Source organism: bacterium, from assembly GCA_035307765.1.
Lineage (GTDB): Bacteria > Sysuimicrobiota > Sysuimicrobiia > Sysuimicrobiales > Segetimicrobiaceae > Segetimicrobium.
The window spans coordinates 1-18,531 of the sequence record DATGHU010000031.1 but is presented as its reverse complement, the minus strand read 5'-3'; the positions used below and the strand labels follow the sequence as shown (position 1 = coordinate 18,531).

Annotated in this window: 21 protein-coding genes and 1 tRNA gene; 6 read left to right on the top strand and 16 right to left on the bottom strand. The window is 65.5% G+C overall.

Features of this window, described 5'->3' with window-relative positions; translation table 11 throughout:
- Window positions 1–85 precede the first annotated feature (85 nt).
- The 10 genes from VKV57_09600 to VKV57_09555 all read right to left on the bottom strand — a co-directional run bounded on the left by VKV57_09600 (window position 86) and on the right by VKV57_09555 (window position 8,741).
- Entirely contained in the window at window positions 86–955 is an 870-nt protein-coding gene (locus VKV57_09600) for a sugar phosphate isomerase/epimerase family protein (protein ID HLW60157.1), read from the bottom strand.
- Window positions 952–1,650: a hypothetical protein gene (locus VKV57_09595; protein HLW60156.1), complete on the bottom strand. Its 699-nt coding sequence runs from the start codon at window positions 1,648–1,650 to the stop codon at window positions 952–954. Before VKV57_09595 ends, VKV57_09600 begins: the two co-directional genes overlap by 4 nt.
- A complete protein-coding gene (locus tag VKV57_09590) occupies window positions 1,640–2,416 on the bottom strand; it encodes an inositol monophosphatase family protein (GenBank protein HLW60155.1) in 777 nt (258 codons plus the stop codon). The genes VKV57_09595 and VKV57_09590 overlap by 11 nt, the downstream gene beginning before the upstream one ends.
- Window positions 2,417–2,454: 38 nt before the next feature.
- Window positions 2,455–3,219 (bottom strand): glycerophosphodiester phosphodiesterase family protein, encoded by a 765-nt coding sequence (locus VKV57_09585; GenBank protein ID HLW60154.1) that lies wholly within the window; start codon window positions 3,217–3,219, stop codon window positions 2,455–2,457.
- Window positions 3,220–3,227: 8 nt separating this feature from the next.
- Window positions 3,228–4,073 (bottom strand): ABC transporter permease, encoded by an 846-nt coding sequence (locus VKV57_09580; GenBank protein HLW60153.1) that lies wholly within the window; start codon window positions 4,071–4,073, stop codon window positions 3,228–3,230.
- A complete protein-coding gene (locus tag VKV57_09575; protein HLW60152.1) occupies window positions 4,070–4,975 on the bottom strand; it encodes an ABC transporter permease subunit in 906 nt (301 codons plus the stop codon). Before VKV57_09575 ends, VKV57_09580 begins: the two co-directional genes overlap by 4 nt.
- 2 nt (window positions 4,976–4,977) lie before the next feature.
- Entirely contained in the window at window positions 4,978–6,003 is a 1,026-nt protein-coding gene (locus VKV57_09570) for an ABC transporter ATP-binding protein (GenBank protein HLW60151.1), read from the bottom strand.
- Window positions 6,004–6,028: 25 nt separating this feature from the next.
- Complete coding sequence (locus VKV57_09565; protein HLW60150.1) at window positions 6,029–7,267, bottom strand: extracellular solute-binding protein; 1,239 nt, start codon at window positions 7,265–7,267, stop codon at window positions 6,029–6,031.
- A gap of 104 nt (window positions 7,268–7,371) precedes the next feature.
- Window positions 7,372–8,355 carry a Gfo/Idh/MocA family oxidoreductase gene (locus VKV57_09560; GenBank protein ID HLW60149.1) on the bottom strand — a complete coding sequence of 328 codons (984 nt, stop codon included), beginning with the start codon at window positions 8,353–8,355 and terminating at the stop codon, window positions 7,372–7,374.
- A 310-nt stretch (window positions 8,356–8,665) separates the two neighbouring features.
- Window positions 8,666–8,741: transfer RNA gene (locus VKV57_09555), tRNA-Glu, on the bottom strand.
- 105 nt (window positions 8,742–8,846) lie between these two features.
- On the opposite strand from VKV57_09555, the gene solA reads away from it, so the two are divergent.
- The gene (gene solA / locus VKV57_09550) at window positions 8,847–10,043 is read left to right on the top strand and encodes an N-methyl-L-tryptophan oxidase (GenBank protein ID HLW60148.1); all 1,197 of its coding nucleotides are present in this window, start codon (window positions 8,847–8,849) and stop codon (window positions 10,041–10,043) included.
- Here the strand turns inward: solA and VKV57_09545 are convergent.
- Window positions 9,982–11,001, bottom strand: coding sequence for a hypothetical protein (locus VKV57_09545; protein HLW60147.1), 1,020 nt, complete (start codon window positions 10,999–11,001; stop codon window positions 9,982–9,984). The genes solA and VKV57_09545 overlap by 62 nt on opposite strands.
- 140 nt (window positions 11,002–11,141) lie before the next feature.
- Here VKV57_09545 and VKV57_09540 point away from each other — a divergent pair, with 140 nt between their 5' ends.
- Window positions 11,142–11,645 (top strand): pyridoxamine 5'-phosphate oxidase family protein, encoded by a 504-nt coding sequence (locus tag VKV57_09540; protein ID HLW60146.1) that lies wholly within the window; start codon window positions 11,142–11,144, stop codon window positions 11,643–11,645.
- A 105-nt stretch (window positions 11,646–11,750) separates the two neighbouring features.
- Here the strand turns inward: VKV57_09540 and VKV57_09535 are convergent, their stop codons facing one another.
- The 5 genes from VKV57_09535 to VKV57_09515 form a co-directional block, all read right to left on the bottom strand.
- Entirely contained in the window at window positions 11,751–12,047 is a 297-nt protein-coding gene (locus tag VKV57_09535) for a MoaD/ThiS family protein (protein ID HLW60145.1), read from the bottom strand.
- Window positions 12,044–13,159, bottom strand: coding sequence for an exo-alpha-sialidase (locus VKV57_09530; GenBank protein HLW60144.1), 1,116 nt, complete (start codon window positions 13,157–13,159; stop codon window positions 12,044–12,046). Before VKV57_09530 ends, VKV57_09535 begins: the two co-directional genes overlap by 4 nt.
- Window positions 13,160–13,492: 333 nt before the next feature.
- Complete coding sequence (locus VKV57_09525; GenBank protein HLW60143.1) at window positions 13,493–13,651, bottom strand: VOC family protein; 159 nt, start codon at window positions 13,649–13,651, stop codon at window positions 13,493–13,495.
- Between the two features lie 576 nt (window positions 13,652–14,227).
- Window positions 14,228–15,481: an RNA polymerase sigma factor gene (locus VKV57_09520; protein HLW60142.1), complete on the bottom strand. Its 1,254-nt coding sequence runs from the start codon at window positions 15,479–15,481 to the stop codon at window positions 14,228–14,230.
- A complete protein-coding gene (locus tag VKV57_09515) occupies window positions 15,481–15,855 on the bottom strand; it encodes a YciI family protein (GenBank protein HLW60141.1) in 375 nt (124 codons plus the stop codon). Before VKV57_09515 ends, VKV57_09520 begins: the two co-directional genes overlap by 1 nt.
- Window positions 15,856–16,083: 228 nt before the next feature.
- Here VKV57_09515 and VKV57_09510 point away from each other — a divergent pair, with 228 nt between their 5' ends.
- The 4 genes from VKV57_09510 to VKV57_09495 all read left to right on the top strand — a co-directional run.
- A complete protein-coding gene (locus tag VKV57_09510; protein ID HLW60140.1) occupies window positions 16,084–16,539 on the top strand; it encodes a DoxX family protein in 456 nt (151 codons plus the stop codon).
- Between the two features lie 185 nt (window positions 16,540–16,724).
- Window positions 16,725–17,096 carry a DoxX family protein gene (locus VKV57_09505; GenBank protein ID HLW60139.1) on the top strand — a complete coding sequence of 124 codons (372 nt, stop codon included), beginning with the start codon at window positions 16,725–16,727 and terminating at the stop codon, window positions 17,094–17,096.
- A 40-nt stretch (window positions 17,097–17,136) separates the two neighbouring features.
- Window positions 17,137–17,493, top strand: a complete 357-nt coding sequence (locus VKV57_09500) for a YciI family protein (GenBank protein HLW60138.1) — start codon at window positions 17,137–17,139, stop codon at window positions 17,491–17,493.
- An 89-nt stretch (window positions 17,494–17,582) separates the two neighbouring features.
- Window positions 17,583–18,531 (top strand): IS481 family transposase (locus VKV57_09495; protein HLW60137.1); only part of this gene is annotated, 949 nt, incomplete at its 3' end.

Sequence of the window (18,531 nt, the reverse complement as noted above, 5' to 3'; positions counted from 1 at the left end):
CACTCGATGTCCGCGGTGAACGATCGGTTGGATCTCGACCACCCCCCTTCCGCCACGGCAGCCCTGCGCTTCGCGGGGCCCGTTCTCAGACACTCCGCCCGACACATCCGTCGTCCCTCGGCTTCTGGGACAGGGCGGTTCGCAACCGCGTCACTGAGTCGCGAAGGTCCCGGTCAAGGGTTGCCGCTCCACGACGATCCTCGGATGATTGTGTGAAGGGTAGCCCGCGCGGCACGACCTCCAGCACCAGGGCTCCCTCGTACCCGATAGTGTGCAGCCCAGCGATGCACGTCTCAAGATCGAGGTGCCCGCGGCCCAACCCCTCCCGCGTCGTATCGGCAACGTGCACGTGGAAGAGTCGGGCCCCGGCGGTCCCGATAGCGCCGGGGATCGTGCGCTCCTCGATGTTGGCGTGGAACAGATCGAGCGTCAGGCCAACCCACGGAGAGGCAACGGCGTCGAGGTAAGCTAGGCCCTCGTCTACCGTCGTCACGAGGTACGCCTCGTACCGGTTGAGCGGCTCCACAGCGACGCGCACGCCCAGACGCTCCGCTTCTCGGGCCGCCAGCCGCATGGCCTCCACCGACCACCGCCACTCGTCCGCGCGGTCCGCTATCGGCGCAAGGCGGGATTCTCCGGACGGCAGCATTTGCACCAGGGGGACACCGGCGTCGGCGGCGAACCGCAGACACTCCACCACGTAGGCGACCGCCGCCGACCGCACGGCGGGGTCGGGATGTCCTAGGTCGCGGCGCGTTTCGGGGACTTTGCACGAAGCCGTCAAGGCCACCGGTGTGAGACGGTGGCGTGCCAGAAGGCGTCGTACCTCTGATGCTCGCATCCGGTCCGGCTCGCCGGGGAGTTCGACGCCGTCGCAGCCGGCGTCGGCGATCCGCGCCAATGCGTCCGCGAGCGGGACATCCCCGTAGACCCACACGCAGGCCCCAAGGATCATGCGTGGTATGCTTGCGGGGTGACCGGCTTCGGGTCGATTACCACCACTCCCAGGTCGACGATGTTCATATCGGGCCGGACCGGGCGCAGGCGATGTATTTCGACCGAGTGACTTTCATCAAGCGCGGCCAGGCCGACCGCGGGGCGACCGTCGGCCCGCACGATCCGCTCCCCCCGGATCGTGCCGTACAGCAGCAACTCCAACCCCAGCGGCTCGTGCACCCCGGCAAACAGGTCGGCCGCATCCGCGTACATCCCCGTCCGACCGCAGTACGGACACTCATCCATGTCAGGGTGGAGCGGGTGCTCGTCTTCTACTTCATAGTGGACACTGCCGGCAAACCGGAAGTACTGACGCCCGCCGTCTGGGCGACCCGGAAACCTCGCACGCTCCTGGCCAGTCTGTCGGAGCGCGATGTAATAGTAGCGGATGTGCAGGTCGTGCGCGTGATTGTGCGCCGGGTCCGCCGCGTCCCGCCAAGGCTGAACGCTGTGGAGACGGGCTTGGGAATCCGATGCTTCAGGAGGTTTGTAGTGGCCGAAGTCGTTTGTAATGCCGCACTGCTCGTGTAGCCAGCCGGTCACGAACGACACAGCGCCCGCCTGCGAGGGGGCAAGCGCCTCATGCATGTAGAACCACACGTTGGGGTAACTGGGCGGCTCAAAGACGGACCGAGAGGGGAATTCAAGTGCCATCGGGCCCGCCCTCGGTGCCGGCGTGTCCCCCCTTGAGCGCCGCGACCAGCACGTCGTGGAATCGGCCGTTCGTGGCCACGACCCCCTGGGGGTCCAACCTGAGCGGTGCGCCGTCCAAACCGGAGACCGCACCGCCGGCTTCCTGCACGAGGAGGCTGCCGGCCGCGAAATCCCAGGGACTGAGACCGTCCTCCCAAAATCCGTCCGTCCGGCCGGCGGCGACGTAGGCAAGATCCAACAGCGCCGCATTCGGGCTCCGCATTTCGGCGACCTGGGCGGCGACCCTAGCGAAACGCCGGATGCGGGTTGGCACGGCACACACGCCGTGATCGATTGAGGTCACGATGCAAGTTGCCGCCAGCGACGCCGTCTCGGAGACCCGAACCGGCTCCCCGTTGAGCGTCGCCCCGCCCCCGCGCGCTGCCGAGAACAGTTCGCCCGTGATCGGCACGAACACGACACCCAGCTCCACGGTATCGTCCGTTGCCAGCGCCACGCCCACGCCGAACCACGGCAGGTGGCGGATGAAGTTGCTCGTGCCGTCGAGCGGATCCACAATCCATCGTCGCCCCGTCTCGGGGCCCCCGGCTTCTTCGGACAGAACGGGCACCCCGGTCTCTCGAAGAAGGGCCAGAATTGCCGCCTCGCTCGCCAGGTCGGCTTCGGAGACCGGGCCCATCCCTCCCGGTTTCATCGTGATGCGGCCCGGACGGCCGTAGCGTTCGCGGAGAGTCACGCCTCCTGCCCGAGCGGCCGCGATCGCCACGTCGAGGAAGTGGTTCGGGCGCGCCCGCCGACCCGGCGTCAGGAGGTCACCCCCGATTGGCGGATCGCCGCGACCACCATGGCAGGGTCCGCGGACTCGAGGGCATCGATCCCCCACGACAGGAGCATCGAGGCATCCCCGGGACGCTCGAGCGTGGTCAGGACCGCGACTCCCCCCTCGTGCAGCAGACGTATATCCTCGGGCAGTACGAATTCGGGCTCGAGCGACACGAGCGATGCCCCCGCCGCGTGGGCCGCCGCCACCGGATCCGCCAAACGGCCGTTGTACATCATCTCAAGCGGCCACTTCGAGCGCCGCTGATTGATGTCGCGGAGCACCGGGTGATCGAACCCACCGAGGACGACGTCCTCTGCCGCCTGCAGCTCATCGATGAGGTCGATCGTCCGCTCGACAAGCGGCAATTCCCGGAACGGGAAGTTCTTGAGCTCCACGAGCAGTGCAAGCTTTCCCCTCGTCCATTCGAGGGTCTCGCGCAACGTCGGGACGCGCTCGCCGCGGAACTCCGGCCCGAACCAACTCCCGGCGTCGAGGGCCTGAAGTTCCCGCAGGGCTAGGTCCTTCACGTAGCCGTGACCCGTCGTCGTCCGGTTCACGGTACGGTCGTGCAAGAGCACGACATGGCCGTCCCGGGTCAACTGAACGTCAATTTCCGCGAGGGTCGCCCCCGCGCGCCACGCAGCGTCGAGTGCGGCCAGGGTGTTCTCGGGAGCCTTGGCGGAGGCGCCGCGGTGACCCGACACGTGCGGCGAACCCCGGGCGCTGCGCAGGAGCTCAAGCGGCATCACTCACCTCACATTTTTCCGAGTCCGGCGGCCAGATATTCCTGCTTCAGCGCCCGCTCGGCGAGAAACAAAAGGAGGATTGTGGGAATGAGGAGCACAAACGTGACGACCGCGGCATAGGTGAAGATTTGTGACCGACCGCCCAGGTAAGCGAACAGCAGCACCGGAAGTGTGCGGATGTAGGGGCTCCCGACGATGAAGGTCAGGACGAACTCCTCCATGCTCCCAATGAACGTGAACACGCCGCCGGCAAAGAGGCCGGGCACCACGAGGGGGATCAACACGCGCCACGCTACGCTGAACGACCCGGCGCCCAAGTTCGTCGCCGCATCGATCAGGTCCTGAGGCACGGCCTCGAACGTCGCCGTCACGATCCGGATCATGAACGGCAGCACGACAACGGTCTGGACCAGAATCACCCCCAGCATGGTGTGCTCCAGGCCGACACGGATAAACATCGAGCCCAAGCCGGTCGCGATGACGATCCCCGGCATGATAATCGGGGCGAGGACCAGGAACTCGATCGCCCGCCGGAACGGAACCGGCCGGCGGCCGAGCGCATAGCCGGTCGGCAGGGCCAGCACCGCACAGAGAACGGTGACGATCGGGGCGATCGTGAAGCTCGCGACGGCGGCGTCCCCGATCTCCGGCACGGAGAACATCGCCCGCCAGTTCGCGAGCGAGAGGCTGGGTGGCACCAGGTTCGGCGGGAACCATCCCGCGCGTGGGTTCACGAGCGACCAGAGGGCCCCGACGATCAGCGGGACGATCAGGCCGATCAGCGCCAAGCCGAAGAACAGCCCGGTCAACAACCACGGGAAGGCCCGAGAGGGAAAAGCCCTCGTCCGGGTCATCGGACGATCCCACCGCGACCCTGCACCAGCCGATAATACAGGAACAAAATGACCGCGGAGGCAAGCGTGAGCACCGAGCCGAGCGCGGAGGCGAGCGCCCAGTTGGCGCGGTCCATCATCTCTGTCTGCATGATCACCGGTAGCGCGAGCGGGTACGCCGACTCCAGGAGCGACGGCACCGCGAACGCCCCGAATACCTGGATGAACACCAGGAGCGCGGCGGCCGAGATCCCCGACAGCGACAGGGGAACGGTGACGTGACGGAACACCGCCCAAGGCGACGCGCCCAGGTTGCTGGCGGCGTCCAGGATGTCCCGCGGGATCCCGGCCATGACGGCCGAGATGATGACCATCATGAATGGCACATTGTGCCACACGAGAACGAGGATCACCCCCCAACCCCACCGGTCGTAGACGAACTTCGGCCAGTTCCACCCCCAGTGGAAGACGAGGCGGGCGAGGATGCCGCCAGGGGCGATCAGGCTCAGGATCAGGAACGCCGCGACCAAGCTCGGAACGACAAGTGGGACCTTGTACAGCACGCTCACGAGGAGCCGCCCGGGGAACCGCACCTGCATCAGCGCGCTGAACACGAGCGCCGCTGCGAGGCTGATCACGGTCGATGCCACGCCGAGCCAGAGGCTGAAGAAAAAGCCGTCGCGGTACTGGGCCTCGGTCCAGAACTGGCGGTAATAGTCCCAGGTGAAGCGGGCGGCCTGGCCGACGGCCGCTAGGCCAACGCTCCGCAGGAAAACCTGGGCAAGCGGCACCACGAGAAAGAGCGCCAGAAATCCCACGCCGGGAAGGAGCAGGAGCAGGTTGACCCACTGCTCCCGCCGGCGCCGCGCCGCCCGGCGCGACCGATCGAGGGGGGAGAGCACTGCGGAGGGCGCCTGGATCACGTCTACCGCTCCCGGATGACCGCGGGGCCCTCCGGGAGCACGAGGCTCACGGTCTCACCGACCCGATGGGCCGGCGCGCCTGGCTCTTGCACGCGGAGCAGGACGTCACTTACGCGAATGACATAGTCGGTGATCGAGCCGAGGTAAGCGGCCTGCTGAACCGCACCGGAGAGGCAGTTGACCTGGCCCGGGCCGACGCGGATGTCCTCGGGCCGGAACGACAGCGTGACTGCATCGCCGCGCGCTAGCCGGTCCGTACATACCACCTCCAACCGACCCACCGCCGTCTGGGCAATATACCGGTTGCCTTCGGTTCCGGCCACGGTCGCCTCGATTAAGTTGGCGACACCGAGGAACTCCGCGGTGATCCGTGCCCGCGGCCGCCGGTAGACCTCCTGCGGCGCCCCCACTTCGACCACCCGTCCGCGGTTCATCACAACGATTCGGTCGGAAAGCACGAGGGCCTCTGCTTGGTCGTGGGTCACATAGATCGTTGTTACCCGGAGCCGCTGCTGAAGCGTCCGAAGTTCCAAGCGGAGGCGTTCCCGCAGTTTCGCGTCCAGATTGCTGAGCGGCTCGTCAAACAACAGCACCTTGGGGCGCGTCACGACCGCCCGCGCGACGGCAACGCGCTGCTGCTGCCCCCCCGACAAAGCTCGTGGATACCGGTCCCCAAGGCCGCTCAGCTCGACCATCCGAAGCGCTTCGTCGACCCGCAGCCGTTGCTCCTCTGCCGGCACCCGCCGCATCCGGAGGCCGAAGGCGACGTTCTCGGCAACAGTCATGTGCGGGAACAGCGCGTAGGACTGAAACACCATCGCGGTCTCCCGGCGGTGCGCGGGGAGGTGGTGAACCGGCCGGCCATCGATCAGCACCTCCCCGGCGTCGGGATCCAGCAGCCCAGCGATGATGCGGAGCGTCGTCGTCTTGCCGCACCCCGATGGCCCCAGGATCGTCAGGAACTCGCCATCCTGGGCCTCAAGGTGCACGTCCTGCACGGCGGCCGCGGCCCCATAGGCCTTGGTCACGCCGCGCAGCTCCACCTGGGCCATCTTACTGGAGGATCTGTTGGATGAAGATCTTCACGGCAGCGTCGGAGACGACACCGTTAATCCTCGTCCGCGTCCGCTCGTGGTACATCGTGTCCGGGAGGAGAAATGACGCCATATTGGCCGGGATCTGTCCGCGCGTCTTGAGGGCAACGCGCGCCGTCCGGCTGCCAGTCTGCTCGAGCTTGTCGATCTGGACCTTGTCGCTCATTAGGAAATCGGCCAGCAGCAACGCGGCCTCAAGCTTCTGTGTCCCCGCAACGACGACCATCGCGTCCCCGTCACCGACCTCGCCGCTCGCGAGCAGATTCGGGTGCACGGATGGCGGAACAAGCCCCTTCGACGCTAGCGTGTAGAGATCGTCCTCCCACACGGTCGCGATGTACGCGCTGTTGTTGGCGAGAGCCTGCACGGACGCCTCATTGCCGTTGGTAAACGTGACGTAAGGCTTGAGCTTCTTGAAGTAGTCGAGGACGGGCGCCATGCACTTCACGGCAATCGCCTGCGCCTGGGCGTCGCTGAGGTCGTAGGAGTATAGATCCTTCTTGCACTGGGGCGCGAACGCCAGCAGCGCGGATTCGAGGAAGCCCGAACCGCTGCCACCCCGATTGGGGGTCGTGATCGCAACCTTCCCGGGGTTGCTCTTGGCAAAATCGTACAGCGCGCCAAATGTGTCGGGTGGTTTGGATACGAACTGGCTGTTGTAGGCGACGACCGTTTGATTCCGGTGGAAGGGCAGCGCCGTGCCGCCGTGCAGGTAGCCGCGCGACTCGCGGGCGACAGACGAATCGACGTCGCGCGCATTTGGGAGCAGGTCGACGAGGGCGATGTTGGCGACCAGGCCAGCACCGGTCATAAGCCGGACGTTGTTGTTTGGCAAAAAGAACAAATCGGCAGAAGGTGGCTTGCCGGCCTGGTGTTCGGCGATCAACTGCTGAGTCGCCGCGTCGCCGTCCACACAGACGTGCTTGACTCCGACCCCGCTCGAGCGGCTCCAGTCGCCCACCTCTTTTGCCAGCAGTTCGCACAGCGTGTCGGCGAAGTCATAGAAGACGACGCTCTGTCCCTTGGCAACCGGCGCGAGGACCTGATTGAAGTTGGCGCGGGTCAGCGTCCGTAGGTCGACGTGACTCTGCACGTTGAAGTTTCCACCCCCTACGGGGTTGACCGCCCAGGCTGAGGGGTTCACCGAACCCAGAAGCCCAATCACCACCACTGCTACAAGCCCAACCAATTTCCTCATCGTCCCCCCTCCTCTGCTCTCTCACGCCTAGATCGTTCTCTCCTAATGGACTGCTGTTCCGGCACACCCCGCTTCGGAGCTTCCGGTCGACCTACCATGTAAACTCATTGGTCCGCGATCGGCTCCGGCCGGCCGCCCGCACCCAAACTGGTGTACGCGGCGGAGACGACGGCGATGCTATGAAGCGCGTCGTCAACGGTGACCGGGGGCGGTCCCTCGCCCAGGCAGGCGTCGATGAAAGCCCGATCCTCGGAGACGTACCCGAGTGCCGTCACCTCGTCCGGCGACGTAAAAACGCGCCACTCCGCCTCGGGGGCTTCGCGCGTCGCGTGCCGCGCCCGGTCCCGGTCCTCGGATTCGAGAAGCGCGTGGTCCCCGTAGAGCTCGATGCGTTCCGTCGGCCTGGCCCACGACGCGTGCCCGCAGGTGGTCAGTGCGACTGGCCGGTCGCCCTCGCAACGCAGCAGCATCGCGATGTCGTCGTAGTCGGGATAGCAACTTTGCCGGCCGAGCGCGGCCACCGAACGCACCGGGCCGATGAGCCAGCCGACGAGATCGATCATGTGCACGGCGCAGTCGAATAAAAATCCACCGGTGAGCGCTGTGTCAATGTACCAGGACGGGGTGAGCATGTCCCCATCGGTGATCTTCACGTTCGCCGAGAACGGGACGAACCCAAAGTCGATCTGCTCCTTGAGGTAGCGGTAGGCTGGTGCGAAGCGGCGGTTGAACCCCATCTGGTAAATGCGCCCGGAGCCGCGCACCCGAGCCGCAATCTGCCGCGCCTCGCCCAGGGTCGTGGCCATCGGTTTCTCACAGAACACGTGCAATCCCCTATCGATCGCTTCCAGAACCACCGCACCATGATATTTGTTCGGGAGGGTCACGTAGGCGGCGTCGGCCCCCAGTTCGGCCAAATCGGTCGCGGTCCGGCAGGGTTGGCCACCGAAGGCCCGCGCCGCCGAGCGCGCGGCCGACTCATCCTCATCTGCGATCGCGACAATCTCCACCCGCGGATCGCGCGAGAGCACCTCAAGGTGCCGGCGCCCCATTCCCCCGGCGCCGATCAACCCAACCTTCACGGACACTATGCGCTCCCCGTAGTAGGATGCACCGTGAAGTCCCTCCCCGGATGCAATCAGACTGCAGAACTGCTTGCGCGCGGGCGATGACGGGAATGCCCGTGGGGTTGAGTGAGTCTCCGAATACTGGATAGAGGTGAAAAACCCCTCTCTGTGGGTCCAATAAGAAGGACCAAGATCAAGAAATTAGAGGTGACCGGGGTCCGGATCCGACAGGCGGGCCGTGACCGTCTCTCTGGTCCGAAGCACCGGTACTGAGGAGGGATGTCTTGGACCTATACTTGGAAAACCGCATAAAATATGGCAGAATCTCAAGTGGTGGCCCCAGGGGAATTCGAATCCCCGTTTCGGCCTTGAGAGGGCCGCGTCCTAGGCCTCTAGACGATGGGGCCGCACCCACACTGCAGTATACCAGACGGCGGCCTGGGTCTTCCACTTTGCGGGCCGTTCGCTGACTGACCGCGAATCCTCTGGGCGGGTCGGTCGAAAGGAGCAGCATGGCGGTCTACGACGTTATCGTGATGGGTGTCGGCGGAATGGGGAGCGCCGCCGCGTATCACTTGGCCGGGCGCGGGGCTCGCGTGTTGGGCATCGAGCAGTTCGGGATCGCCCATGATCGTGGCTCATCACACGGGCGCACCCGGGTGATTCGCCAAGCTTACTACGAAAGCCCGGACTACGTGCCGCTCCTGTTCCGTGCGTACGACCTCTGGCACGCGCTGGAGCGCGAGGCGGGGACGACCCTCCTCACCAAGACGGGGGCGCTTCACCTCGGAGCGCCCGACGCCGAGGGAGTGGTCGGCGCGGCCCGAAGCGCCCGAATGCACAACATTCCCCACGCCATGCTAACCGCCGAGGAGATCCGGGCTCGGTACCCGGTGCTTCGGCCGGAGGCCGGCCAGGTCGCGCTGCTCGAGTACGAGGCGGGGATCCTCAACCCGGAGCAGGTCGTGCGTACGCACGTCGACCTGGCCAAGCGCCGCGGGGCCGATCTGCATTTCGACGAGACCGTCTTATCCTGGAGCGCCGGTCCAACCGGGGTCAGCGTTCGCACCACACAGGGGACGTACCAGGCCGGGCGCCTGGTCATGACCGCGGGGCCCTGGACCGATCAAACGATCAAAGATCTCGGTGTGCCGCTGGAGGTAGCGCGCGCGGTCCTATATTGGTTTGAACCCCGCGCGCACGTCGAGGAGTTCAAGCGTTTGCCGATCTACCTGTGGGAAGACCACGGGAACTACGCCTATGGCTTTCCCTACCTCGATGGCCAGGGGCTCAAGGTCGCGTTTCACCACGTCTTCGCCGAGGTCACGACGCCGCAGACGATCCGCCGCCAGGTCGGCGAAGACGAAAAAGCGCGGATGCGGGAGCACGTGGCGAAGGTGATGCCGGACGCCCCGGGCGCGCTGCTCGCGACCGCCACCTGCATGTACACCAATACGCCGGACCTACACTTCATCCTCGACCGTCATCCGGCCCACGACAACGTCATCGTCGCCTGTGGGTTCTCGGGACACGGATTTAAATTCGCCAGCGTCGTTGGAGAGGTGCTGGCCGATCTCGCCCTTCTGGGCACAACGGCACAGCCGATCGAACTCTTCGCCCTCCGTCGCTTCCGCGAGCCCGGCGAGCTCACGCGGCCACGACGGCAAGGCCATGTACCTGGTGGAACCGATAATCGCCGGGCCACGTGACGTCGAGGCGTCCCCAGGACGCCCCCGCGTCCTCCGAGCGGTAGAGCGCGCCCTCCTGCACCGCCGCATAGAAGACCCCCGGCTCGGCGGCATGGGCGGCCAGGGTCACCACCCGCCGGCCGCGCCGCTCGGGGAGCCCCAAGCAGACCTCCTGCCAGGCCCCTCCGGCGGACTTCCGATAGACGGTCGAGTAAGCGTGTTCGGGGTGGTGGGCTTGGCGCGGGCCGGGCGCCGCGGAAACCACCGCCGTATCCGGGTTCCCGGAATCCACGGCGAGCCCCCAGAGGTAGCCGCATCCGAGCCCGTCGTCATCCGGGACCCACGCGGCTCCTCCCGTCCGGCTCACGGCGTACCCCCCGCCTGCGGCTTCACAGATCAACCCCGGGGCACGGGGGTGGGTCGCGAGGGTATGCGCGTCGGGTTGCGCACCGGGTTTCCGGTCTTCCCAGGTCAGTCCGCTATCCACGCTGCGCATCACCCCCCCGAGTTCGATCGCAACAAACACCCGACCCGCGACCGTCGGGTCGGGGGAGATCCAGCGGACGTGGTGCGTCCATGGACGCGGGGGAAAGCTCCAGGTGGCCGCCGATGGCAACGCCCGGAGGCTGGGGCGCTCCCGCCACACCCGCCCCCCATCTTCTGACCGGAACAGAGCGCTCGGCTCGGTTCCCGCCCAGACCACGCCGTCCCCCCCGGCACGTTCGAGGGAGCTGACCGCGACCGCCATGACTTCCGCGTGGGCGATCCCGTCTCCGACGGGCCGCCAGGAGCCTCCGCCATCGGAGCTCGCCCACAACCCCCGGCCGAACGTCCCGCAGTACACTCTCTCCCCGCGCACTGGGTCCGCGGCGACGCACTGCGTGGGCAACCGCACCATCTGAAGCTCCGCCTCCCACTTCCCTCCTCGGTGAGCCACCACGACGAGCGCGTCGCCGGTAGCGATGTACAGTTTGGTCATTGTCCCCTCCACACTGACCCCCGGCCGCACGCAGCCGATGGGCCAAGTCGTCTCCCCCTATTATCGCACCCCGCCCTCGCGCTCCCACAGGTGATCGGAGTATCATGAGGAACGGACACCAGCACCGAGGAGGTGGGCCCATGGGAATCCTCACCGAGGACATGAAGCGGGTCGTCCGCGAGCAGCGGTTGGGGTTCGTCGCCACCGTCTGCCCGGACGGCACCCCCAACCTCTCACCGAAGGGCACGACCGCGGTTTGGGATGATAACCATCTCGTCTTCGCGGAGATCCGATCCCCGGGCACGCTGGCCAATCTCAGGACCAACCCGGCCATGGAAATCAATGTCGTGGACCCGGTGATACGCAAAGGATACCGATTCAAGGGCACGGCGCAGGTGCTCACCGACGGACCGGTGTTCGATCAGATCATCAGCGGGTACCAATCGGGAGACACCCGTCGCGGTACAGTACACGATCTGGGCAAGCGGATCAGGTCGGTTGTCGTGATGACCGTCGAACGCGCCGCACCGCTCGTCTCGCCCGCTTACGACACCGGCCTCAGCGAAGAGGAAGTCGGCGGGGCCTGGGAGCGGTACTGGGAGACGATCAGGCAGTCCCGTGCCGTGGAGGGGCGGGCGCGGTGACCGCCCCCGCCATTGGACGCCGGGCGGACCGAGAGCACTTTTTCACAAACAAGCGGGTCGGCGGGTCAACACGCAGCCGCGTGGCACCCATCGTTCTGCCGATCTCTAGCCCCCTGCCATGGCTCCGACGACCAGAAAAGGCTCGACCCCCATCGCCACCGCATCGGGCAGCGGGGCGTCAGGAAGTTCATGCGACAGATCCCGTGCGCAGGCAAAGAACCTCAGGAACGCTCGGCGCTCGTGCGTGACGTGGTCGCGGATCGTCCCGCGCAACATCGGATAGCGAGCCTCGAGCGCATCGAGCACCGAGCGCTGGGTCACCTGACCTTCGATGTGGAGCGCCACTTCCCCGTCGACTTTCGCGAGCTTCCGCAGATGTGCGGGAAGCACGACTCGGATCATGGCACCGTTTGGACTTCCACGGACAGCACGGCCGGAAGATCTCGGACGATTGGCGCCCAGCTGTCCCCCGCGTCGGCCGATGCGTACACCTGCCCACCGCTGGTGCCGAAGTACACCCCACACGAATCGAGTGAGTCAATAGACATGGCCTCACGCAGCACGTTGACATAGCAGTCGCGCTGCGGCAGACCTTTCGTCAGGGCCTCCCACTCGTTTCCGCCCGTTCGGCTGCGGTATACACGCAGTTTCCCGTCGGGGGGGAAATGCTCAGAGTCGCTTTTGATCGGAACCACGTAGATGGTGTTCGGCTCGTGCGCGTGCACGTCGATCGGAAAGCCGAAGTCGGTTGGCAGGTTCCCGCTGACCTCTTGCCACGACTCGGCGGCGTCGTCGCTGCGCATGACGTCCCAGTGCTTCTGCATGAACAGCACGCCGGGGCGCGACCGGTGCATGGCGATGCGATGAACACAATGGCCGACCTCAGCCTTTGGATCGGGGATGCCGACGGATTGCAAGCCGCGGTTCACCGGCCGCCACGTCTTGCCCGCGTCGTCGGTCCGGAACGCCCCCGCCGCTGAGATGGCGATGAACATTCGGCTGGGATTGGTCGGATCCAGAACAATCGTGTGCAGGCACATCCCGCCGGCGCCTGGTGCCCAGGAGGCCCCTGAGCCGTGACCGCGCAATCCGGAGAGTTCCTGCCACGTTTGCCCGCCGTCGGTCGAGCGGAACAGCGCGGCGTCTTCAACCCCGGCGTAAATGGTGTCCGGATCGGTCAGCGATGGCTCGAGATGCCAGACTCGCGCGAACTTCCAAGGATGCGGCGTGCCATCGTACCATTGGTGCGTGCCGGGAATGCCGTCGTACGCGAACTGGTTTCCCACCGGCTCCCACGTTTTGCCACCGTCATTGGAGCGCTGAATCAACTGTCCGAACCAGCCGCTGGACTGCGACGCATAGATCCGATTCGGGTCGACGGGAGACCCCTTGAGGTGATAGATCTCCCAGCCCGCAAAGTGGGGGCCCGTAATGTCCCATGTCTTGCGGTTCCCATCGGACGTGAGAACGAAAGCGCCTTTGCGCGTGCCAACCAGTACCCGTACCCTGCTCATGCGTCACTCCTTTCCGTAGTCCACGATGACTTCGGCGGCACCTTCGCGACATCCGCTGGTGCTCTCCCTACCCCGCCGGGGTGCCCCAGCCAGCGCCGATGCCGGCGTTGCGCGCGCACACAGGGTTCGTACATCGCCTACCCTTTCGTCGTTCGGCGAGGTGCGGGATCGACAGCGCGGGACGATCTTCTTGCCCTGGGCACTTTCCACTCGGCCATCGAGTCATCCTCTCCCCGGGTAGAGTATCGCGACCGGCGGATGAAGTCCGTCGGTACGTCCTTCGATCTCCCAACGTCCCGGACGGCCGGGGAGAGCGCAGGGCGTTGCCGGCGGTCAACCCGAATGTCCCAATACACTTGGCCGAACTCCTGGCTGATGTGTGCCATCGCCCATCGGGGCATCCATGGTTTTTTCCCAATTGAGCTTCTTCGTGTAGAAATCAATCGCCCGATCGACATCGTTAACGAATAGCGTCACCACCGAGATATACACGAGCCGAACCCCTTTCCTGCCCCTCAAGGGGGCACAGCGTGGATTGAACGGCACCTTCGCTACATAGTCGAACACGATGGCTCAAGATCGACAGGCCCCGCGAAAAGGGTGTCTCTGCCGTGGGGCATCCTTTCCCAACTTATCCCCCCGCCAGAGAATGGTGCGGTGACGGTCACGCCCTCAACGTCGCAACAGCCCGGTCGACCGTATGGAAGACGTCGGGGCAATCGCTACCCCTACCGAACACCCCCCAACGACCTGATCGAGCACCAATCCCGGTCACGCCATGGCCGCTCCGGTGGGTTACGGGGGTCCCGCAAGCTCTTCGGCGAAACGGACAGGGGTCCTCCGGCTGCGGACCGCACCCCGCAGGCGCCTGCGGCGTTACCGGGGGCCCCTTCTGTCGACTCGGCGTCAGCGTAGGTCGGCGGCGCACACCGGATCCTCGGAAGGGCTTCGGCCCGCTGAGGATCTCCCGCCGACACGAGCGGCACGACTTCGAGTCCCGCTGTCACCCGCCTGGACTCGTCCTGCGCCCGGCGAAGGCGGAACAAGACGACGATGGTGCCCTTCGAGTCAGTGCCGAAGCTCGAGAAGCCGCCGCTCGAGAAACCGCCGTTCCGGATCCTGCCGCGCGAAGCCGAGGGCGCGTTCATAGGCGGCGCGGGCCTCCGCCGTTCTCCCAAGTCGCCGGCACAAATCCGCCCGTGCCGCGTGCGCGAGATGGTAGTCGCCCAGATCACCGCGCGTCAGCAGGGCATCGATCAACACAAGCCCAGCCGAAGGGCCGTCGCGCATCGCGACCGCCACGGCGCGGTTCAGTTCCACCACGGGGGAAGGATCTACCCCTACCAGGATATCGTACAGATCGACGATTCGGTCCCAGTCCGTTGTTGCGGTGGAGGCCGCCTCGGCATGCACGGCCGCGATCGCCGCTTGGAGTGTGTAGGGACCGAACCCGGGCGACGCCAGCGCCCGTTGTACGAGTCCCACCCCCTCCGCGATCTGATCCCGATTCCAGAGCGATCGGTCCTGGGCGTCCAGCAGAATCAACTCGCCCTCCGGTGAAGTGCGCGCTTCCCGGCGCGATTCGTGCAGCACCATCAACGCCAGAAGTCCCACCACCTCCGGCTCCGGCAGTAGTTCCATGAGGAGCCGTCCAAGGCGGATCGCTTCGCCCGAAAGGTCGGGCCGCGTCAGCGAGGCGCCCGATGACGCGGCGTAGCCCTCAGTGAACACCAGATAGATGACGCGGAGCACGCTGTCCAGCCGCCCGGGAAGATCCGTTCGTGAGGGTATCCGATAGGGGATGCGCGCGTCGCGGATCTTCCTCTTCGCGCGGACAATGCGCTGGGCCACCGTGGCGGCGCCGGTAAGGAACGCACGGCCAATCTCCTCGGTCGTAAGTCCACATACCTCGCGCAGGGTCAGCGCCATCCGCGCCTCTGGCGGCAAGGCAGGGTGACAGCAGGTGAAGATAAGACGCAACCGGTCGTCTTCGAGATCCTCGCCGGTCCATCCGGAAACATCCCCGGTGCCGGCGTCCAGTTGCTCGGCGAGTTTCGGCAAGGAAGCATCGAACCGAGTTCGCCGGCGCAGCGCGTCTACGGCCTTGAAGCGCCCGGTCGACACGAGCCATGCCCGCGGGTTGGCGGGTACGCCGTCCCGCGGCCATTGTTCCGTCGCCGCCACAAAGGCATCGTGAAGTGCCTCCTCGGCGAGGTCGAAGTCGCCGAGCAACCGGATCAGCGTCGCCAGGACGCGGCGCGATTCTGACCGATAGACGACGTCTATCGCCTGGTGCGCCAGATCGGCTGTGTCGCCGCCCATCAGGGGAGGGCCCACCGCTCGTTCCGGTCGGATTCCCTGACCGGCCGCACCTCGATGCTTCCCAAGCGCGCCACTGGCATTCTTGACGCCACCTGGATCGCCTCGTTCAGGTCTCGAGCGTCGATGAGAATGAAGCCGGCCAACTGCTCGTCGGCGTCGATGACGGGACCCTCTGTCGCGGTCACCCTGCCGCCCCTGACCCGCACGCTCGTGGCCGACCGAACGCTTTGGAGGACCTGGCAGGCTATAAAGTGGCCCTGCTGCTTGAGTTCCTCGACACAGGATAGGATCTCGCTCACGAGGGTCTCTCGGTCGCCCTTGACCATGGTGCCCAACTTTTCTTCCGCATTGTAGAGCAAGCATACGTATTTCATTACTCCTCCCATGGTGACGGAAAAGCTGGACGCATGCAATAGTCGTACGGAGAGATCAAAAATCGAAGGTGGCGGGGCTCTCACCCGAGATTTTGTGTGCCGGTCGTGTCGATTTCAACCCCGACCGTTCGACTATGCAGCGAAGGCAGGGCCAACCGGAACTCACCCTCAGGTCGAGGTCTTCCGGAAGCCCGAACTCGAACCCAAAACCAGCGAGGAGGGATGACGATGCAAGCTCAACCTTACCTGTTCTTCGATGCCCGCTGCCGGCAGGCGCCCGCGCGGAGGAGGTCGATGCTGACCCGCGCACTGTGGACCGTCCAAGGGCTGCTCGCTCTGATCTTTCTGTTCGCTGGTGGCATGAAGTTGGCCCTCCCGCTCCAGGCGCTGACCGGCCAGATCGCGCTGCCGGGTCCGTTCGTGCGGTTTATCGGGGTCGCCGAGGTGCTTGGGGCGATCGGCCTAATCCTCCCCGGGATCCTGCACATCCGGCCGGATCTGACGCCGCTGGCGGGAGCCGGGCTGACGATCGTCATGGTCGGTGCGACGGTGTACACGTTGACCACTGCCGGTGCGGGGCCTGCGCTGATCCCGTTGGGGGTGGGGCTCCTCGCAGTGTTCGTCGCCTGCGGCCGTTGGCAACTTCTTGATGAATCAAGGAAAATCGAAAGGCGAGTCGATTGAGCGGGCGTTGTGGTGGCGGCACCACGCAATGATCGAGGTTCGCCAGGGGATCGAATGCTCAGGGTGCCGTGCGGGCGCCCACGATGCATCGGCGAAATCTCCGGAGCCGAGGGCGCAATTCGAAGAGAGCCAGGGGAGATGACGTGACCATGCCATCAGATGCACGAGCGGGTTCGGCGTCAAAGATGAGGATCAGGGTCGGGGGAGTCATCAGCGCGCTGGCCGTGCTGTTCCTCCTCTTCGATGGCACCATCCACCTGCTGAGGCCGACGCCGGTTGTGGAAGCATTCGATCAACTAGGGTATCCTGTAAGCCTCGCACCCGGTATCGGAGTAGTGGAGCTCGCTTGCGTCGTGCTTTATGTGATCCCCCGCACCTCGATTCTCGGCGCCGTCGTCCTGACCGGCTATTTGGGAGGCGCACTCGCCGCCCAGCTGCGCGTCGGCCATCCACTCTTCACTGAGACCCTTTTCCCGTTCTACGTGGGCATGCTAGTCTGGGGAGGGCTGACCGTGCGTGACCACCAGCTGGGGACACTGTTTCCGCTGCGACGCTAAGATACGGCGTCGGCGCCGACAACGAAGAGGGGGCGAAAAGATGAAATACATGCTGTTGGTGTACGGTGATGAGCGGGCGTCGGATGAGGCCGAGAAGGAGCGGTGTTATCAGGAATCCACGCAGCTTGCCCACCAAATCAGATCGACCGGACGGTATCTCGCCGCCGCCCCGCTACACTCTGTATCGACGGCGACGAGCGTCCGCGTGCGCGACGGCAAATCGCTCGTAACTGACGGACCGTTCGCGGAGACGCGAGAACAACTCGGTGGCTACTTCATTGTCGACGTTAGGGATCTCGACGAGGCAATCGACCTCGCGGGCCGGCTCCCGGGCGCACGCTTGGGGACCGTGGAAATTCGGCCGATCATGGAGATCCCCGGCTTGCCTTCGCACTAGGTGCAGTTCCCATTTAGGTTGTTGACACTGGAACGCCTTCCAGCGTTTGTGTGGGGCGGAAGCAGTGAGCCCCAAGCTGGGAGGCGTTCATGGGTCATACACGGGGCAAGCTCACGCCGGTGGGCCGGTTGTTGCTCATTCAACGCATCACGGAATTGGGGTGGCCGGTGAGCCAAGCCGCGGCTTCGCTGGGCATCTCTCGAGAAACGGCGCATAGATGGCTGCGACGGTGGCACCAAGAAGGCCACCGAGGACTGGACAACCGATCGAGTCGGCCCCATCGCTCGCCGCGCCGGCTCGCCGCGTCCGTCGAACGGCGCATCCTGCGCTTGCGGCGTCGCCTGAAATGGGGACCGCATCGGCTGGCGCCGTTGGTCGGCTCCCCACGGTCGACGATCTATGCCGTCCTCCGGCGCCACGGACTCTCTCGTCTTCGGGATCTGGATCGCTCGACAGGCGTCCCTATCCGTTATGTCCGAGACCATCCTGGGGAGTTGCTGCATCTCGATATGAAGCCGCTGGCACGGGTCCCGCAGGGGGGCGGGCATCGGATCTTGGGCCGGTCCCCTGCCACGAAGCATCGAGGCGCGGGCTACGAGGTGGTGCATGTGGCGATCGATGATGCGTCCCGACTGGCGTTTGCGCAGATCCTGCCGGATGGACGAGGCCCCACCGCCGCGCGGTTTCTGCTTGAGGCCGTCGCCTTCTTCGCCGAACAAGGGATCCGGATCGAGCGCGTCATGACCGACCGCGGGTACAGCTACACCATTTCGCGGACCTTTCAACAGGTGGTGCGCCACCTGCGGATCCGCCATAAGATCACACGGCCGTATCGCCCGCAAACGAACGGAAAGGCGGAACGGTTCGTCCAGACCCTGCTGCGGGAATGGGCTTACGCTCGACTCTACCTGAGCAACCAGGACCGGCGCCGCACTTTTCCGAAGTGGCTCCACTACTACAATCATCATCGTCCTCACACTGCGCTTGGAGGCCACGTCCCGGCCAGCGCAAGTGTCAACAACGTCTGTGGGAACCACA

Coding starts and splice junctions, on each gene's coding strand:
- VKV57_09600 (HLW60157.1), bottom strand. CDS start 955: ATGATCCTTGGGGCCTGCGTGTGGGTCTACGGGGATGTCCCGCTCGCG.
- VKV57_09595 (HLW60156.1), bottom strand. CDS start 1,650: ATGGCACTTGAATTCCCCTCTCGGTCCGTCTTTGAGCCGCCCAGTTAC.
- VKV57_09585 (HLW60154.1), bottom strand. CDS start 3,219: ATGCCGCTTGAGCTCCTGCGCAGCGCCCGGGGTTCGCCGCACGTGTCG.
- VKV57_09580 (HLW60153.1), bottom strand. CDS start 4,073: ATGACCCGGACGAGGGCTTTTCCCTCTCGGGCCTTCCCGTGGTTGTTG.
- VKV57_09565 (HLW60150.1), bottom strand. CDS start 7,267: ATGAGGAAATTGGTTGGGCTTGTAGCAGTGGTGGTGATTGGGCTTCTG.
- solA (HLW60148.1), top strand. CDS start 8,847: ATGGCGGTCTACGACGTTATCGTGATGGGTGTCGGCGGAATGGGGAGC.
- VKV57_09545 (HLW60147.1), bottom strand. CDS start 11,001: ATGACCAAACTGTACATCGCTACCGGCGACGCGCTCGTCGTGGTGGCT.
- VKV57_09540 (HLW60146.1), top strand. CDS start 11,142: ATGGGAATCCTCACCGAGGACATGAAGCGGGTCGTCCGCGAGCAGCGG.
- VKV57_09535 (HLW60145.1), bottom strand. CDS start 12,047: ATGATCCGAGTCGTGCTTCCCGCACATCTGCGGAAGCTCGCGAAAGTC.
- VKV57_09530 (HLW60144.1), bottom strand. CDS start 13,159: ATGAGCAGGGTACGGGTACTGGTTGGCACGCGCAAAGGCGCTTTCGTT.
- VKV57_09520 (HLW60142.1), bottom strand. CDS start 15,481: ATGGGCGGCGACACAGCCGATCTGGCGCACCAGGCGATAGACGTCGTC.
- VKV57_09515 (HLW60141.1), bottom strand. CDS start 15,855: ATGAAATACGTATGCTTGCTCTACAATGCGGAAGAAAAGTTGGGCACC.
- VKV57_09510 (HLW60140.1), top strand. CDS start 16,084: ATGCAAGCTCAACCTTACCTGTTCTTCGATGCCCGCTGCCGGCAGGCG.
- VKV57_09505 (HLW60139.1), top strand. CDS start 16,725: ATGAGGATCAGGGTCGGGGGAGTCATCAGCGCGCTGGCCGTGCTGTTC.
- VKV57_09500 (HLW60138.1), top strand. CDS start 17,137: ATGAAATACATGCTGTTGGTGTACGGTGATGAGCGGGCGTCGGATGAG.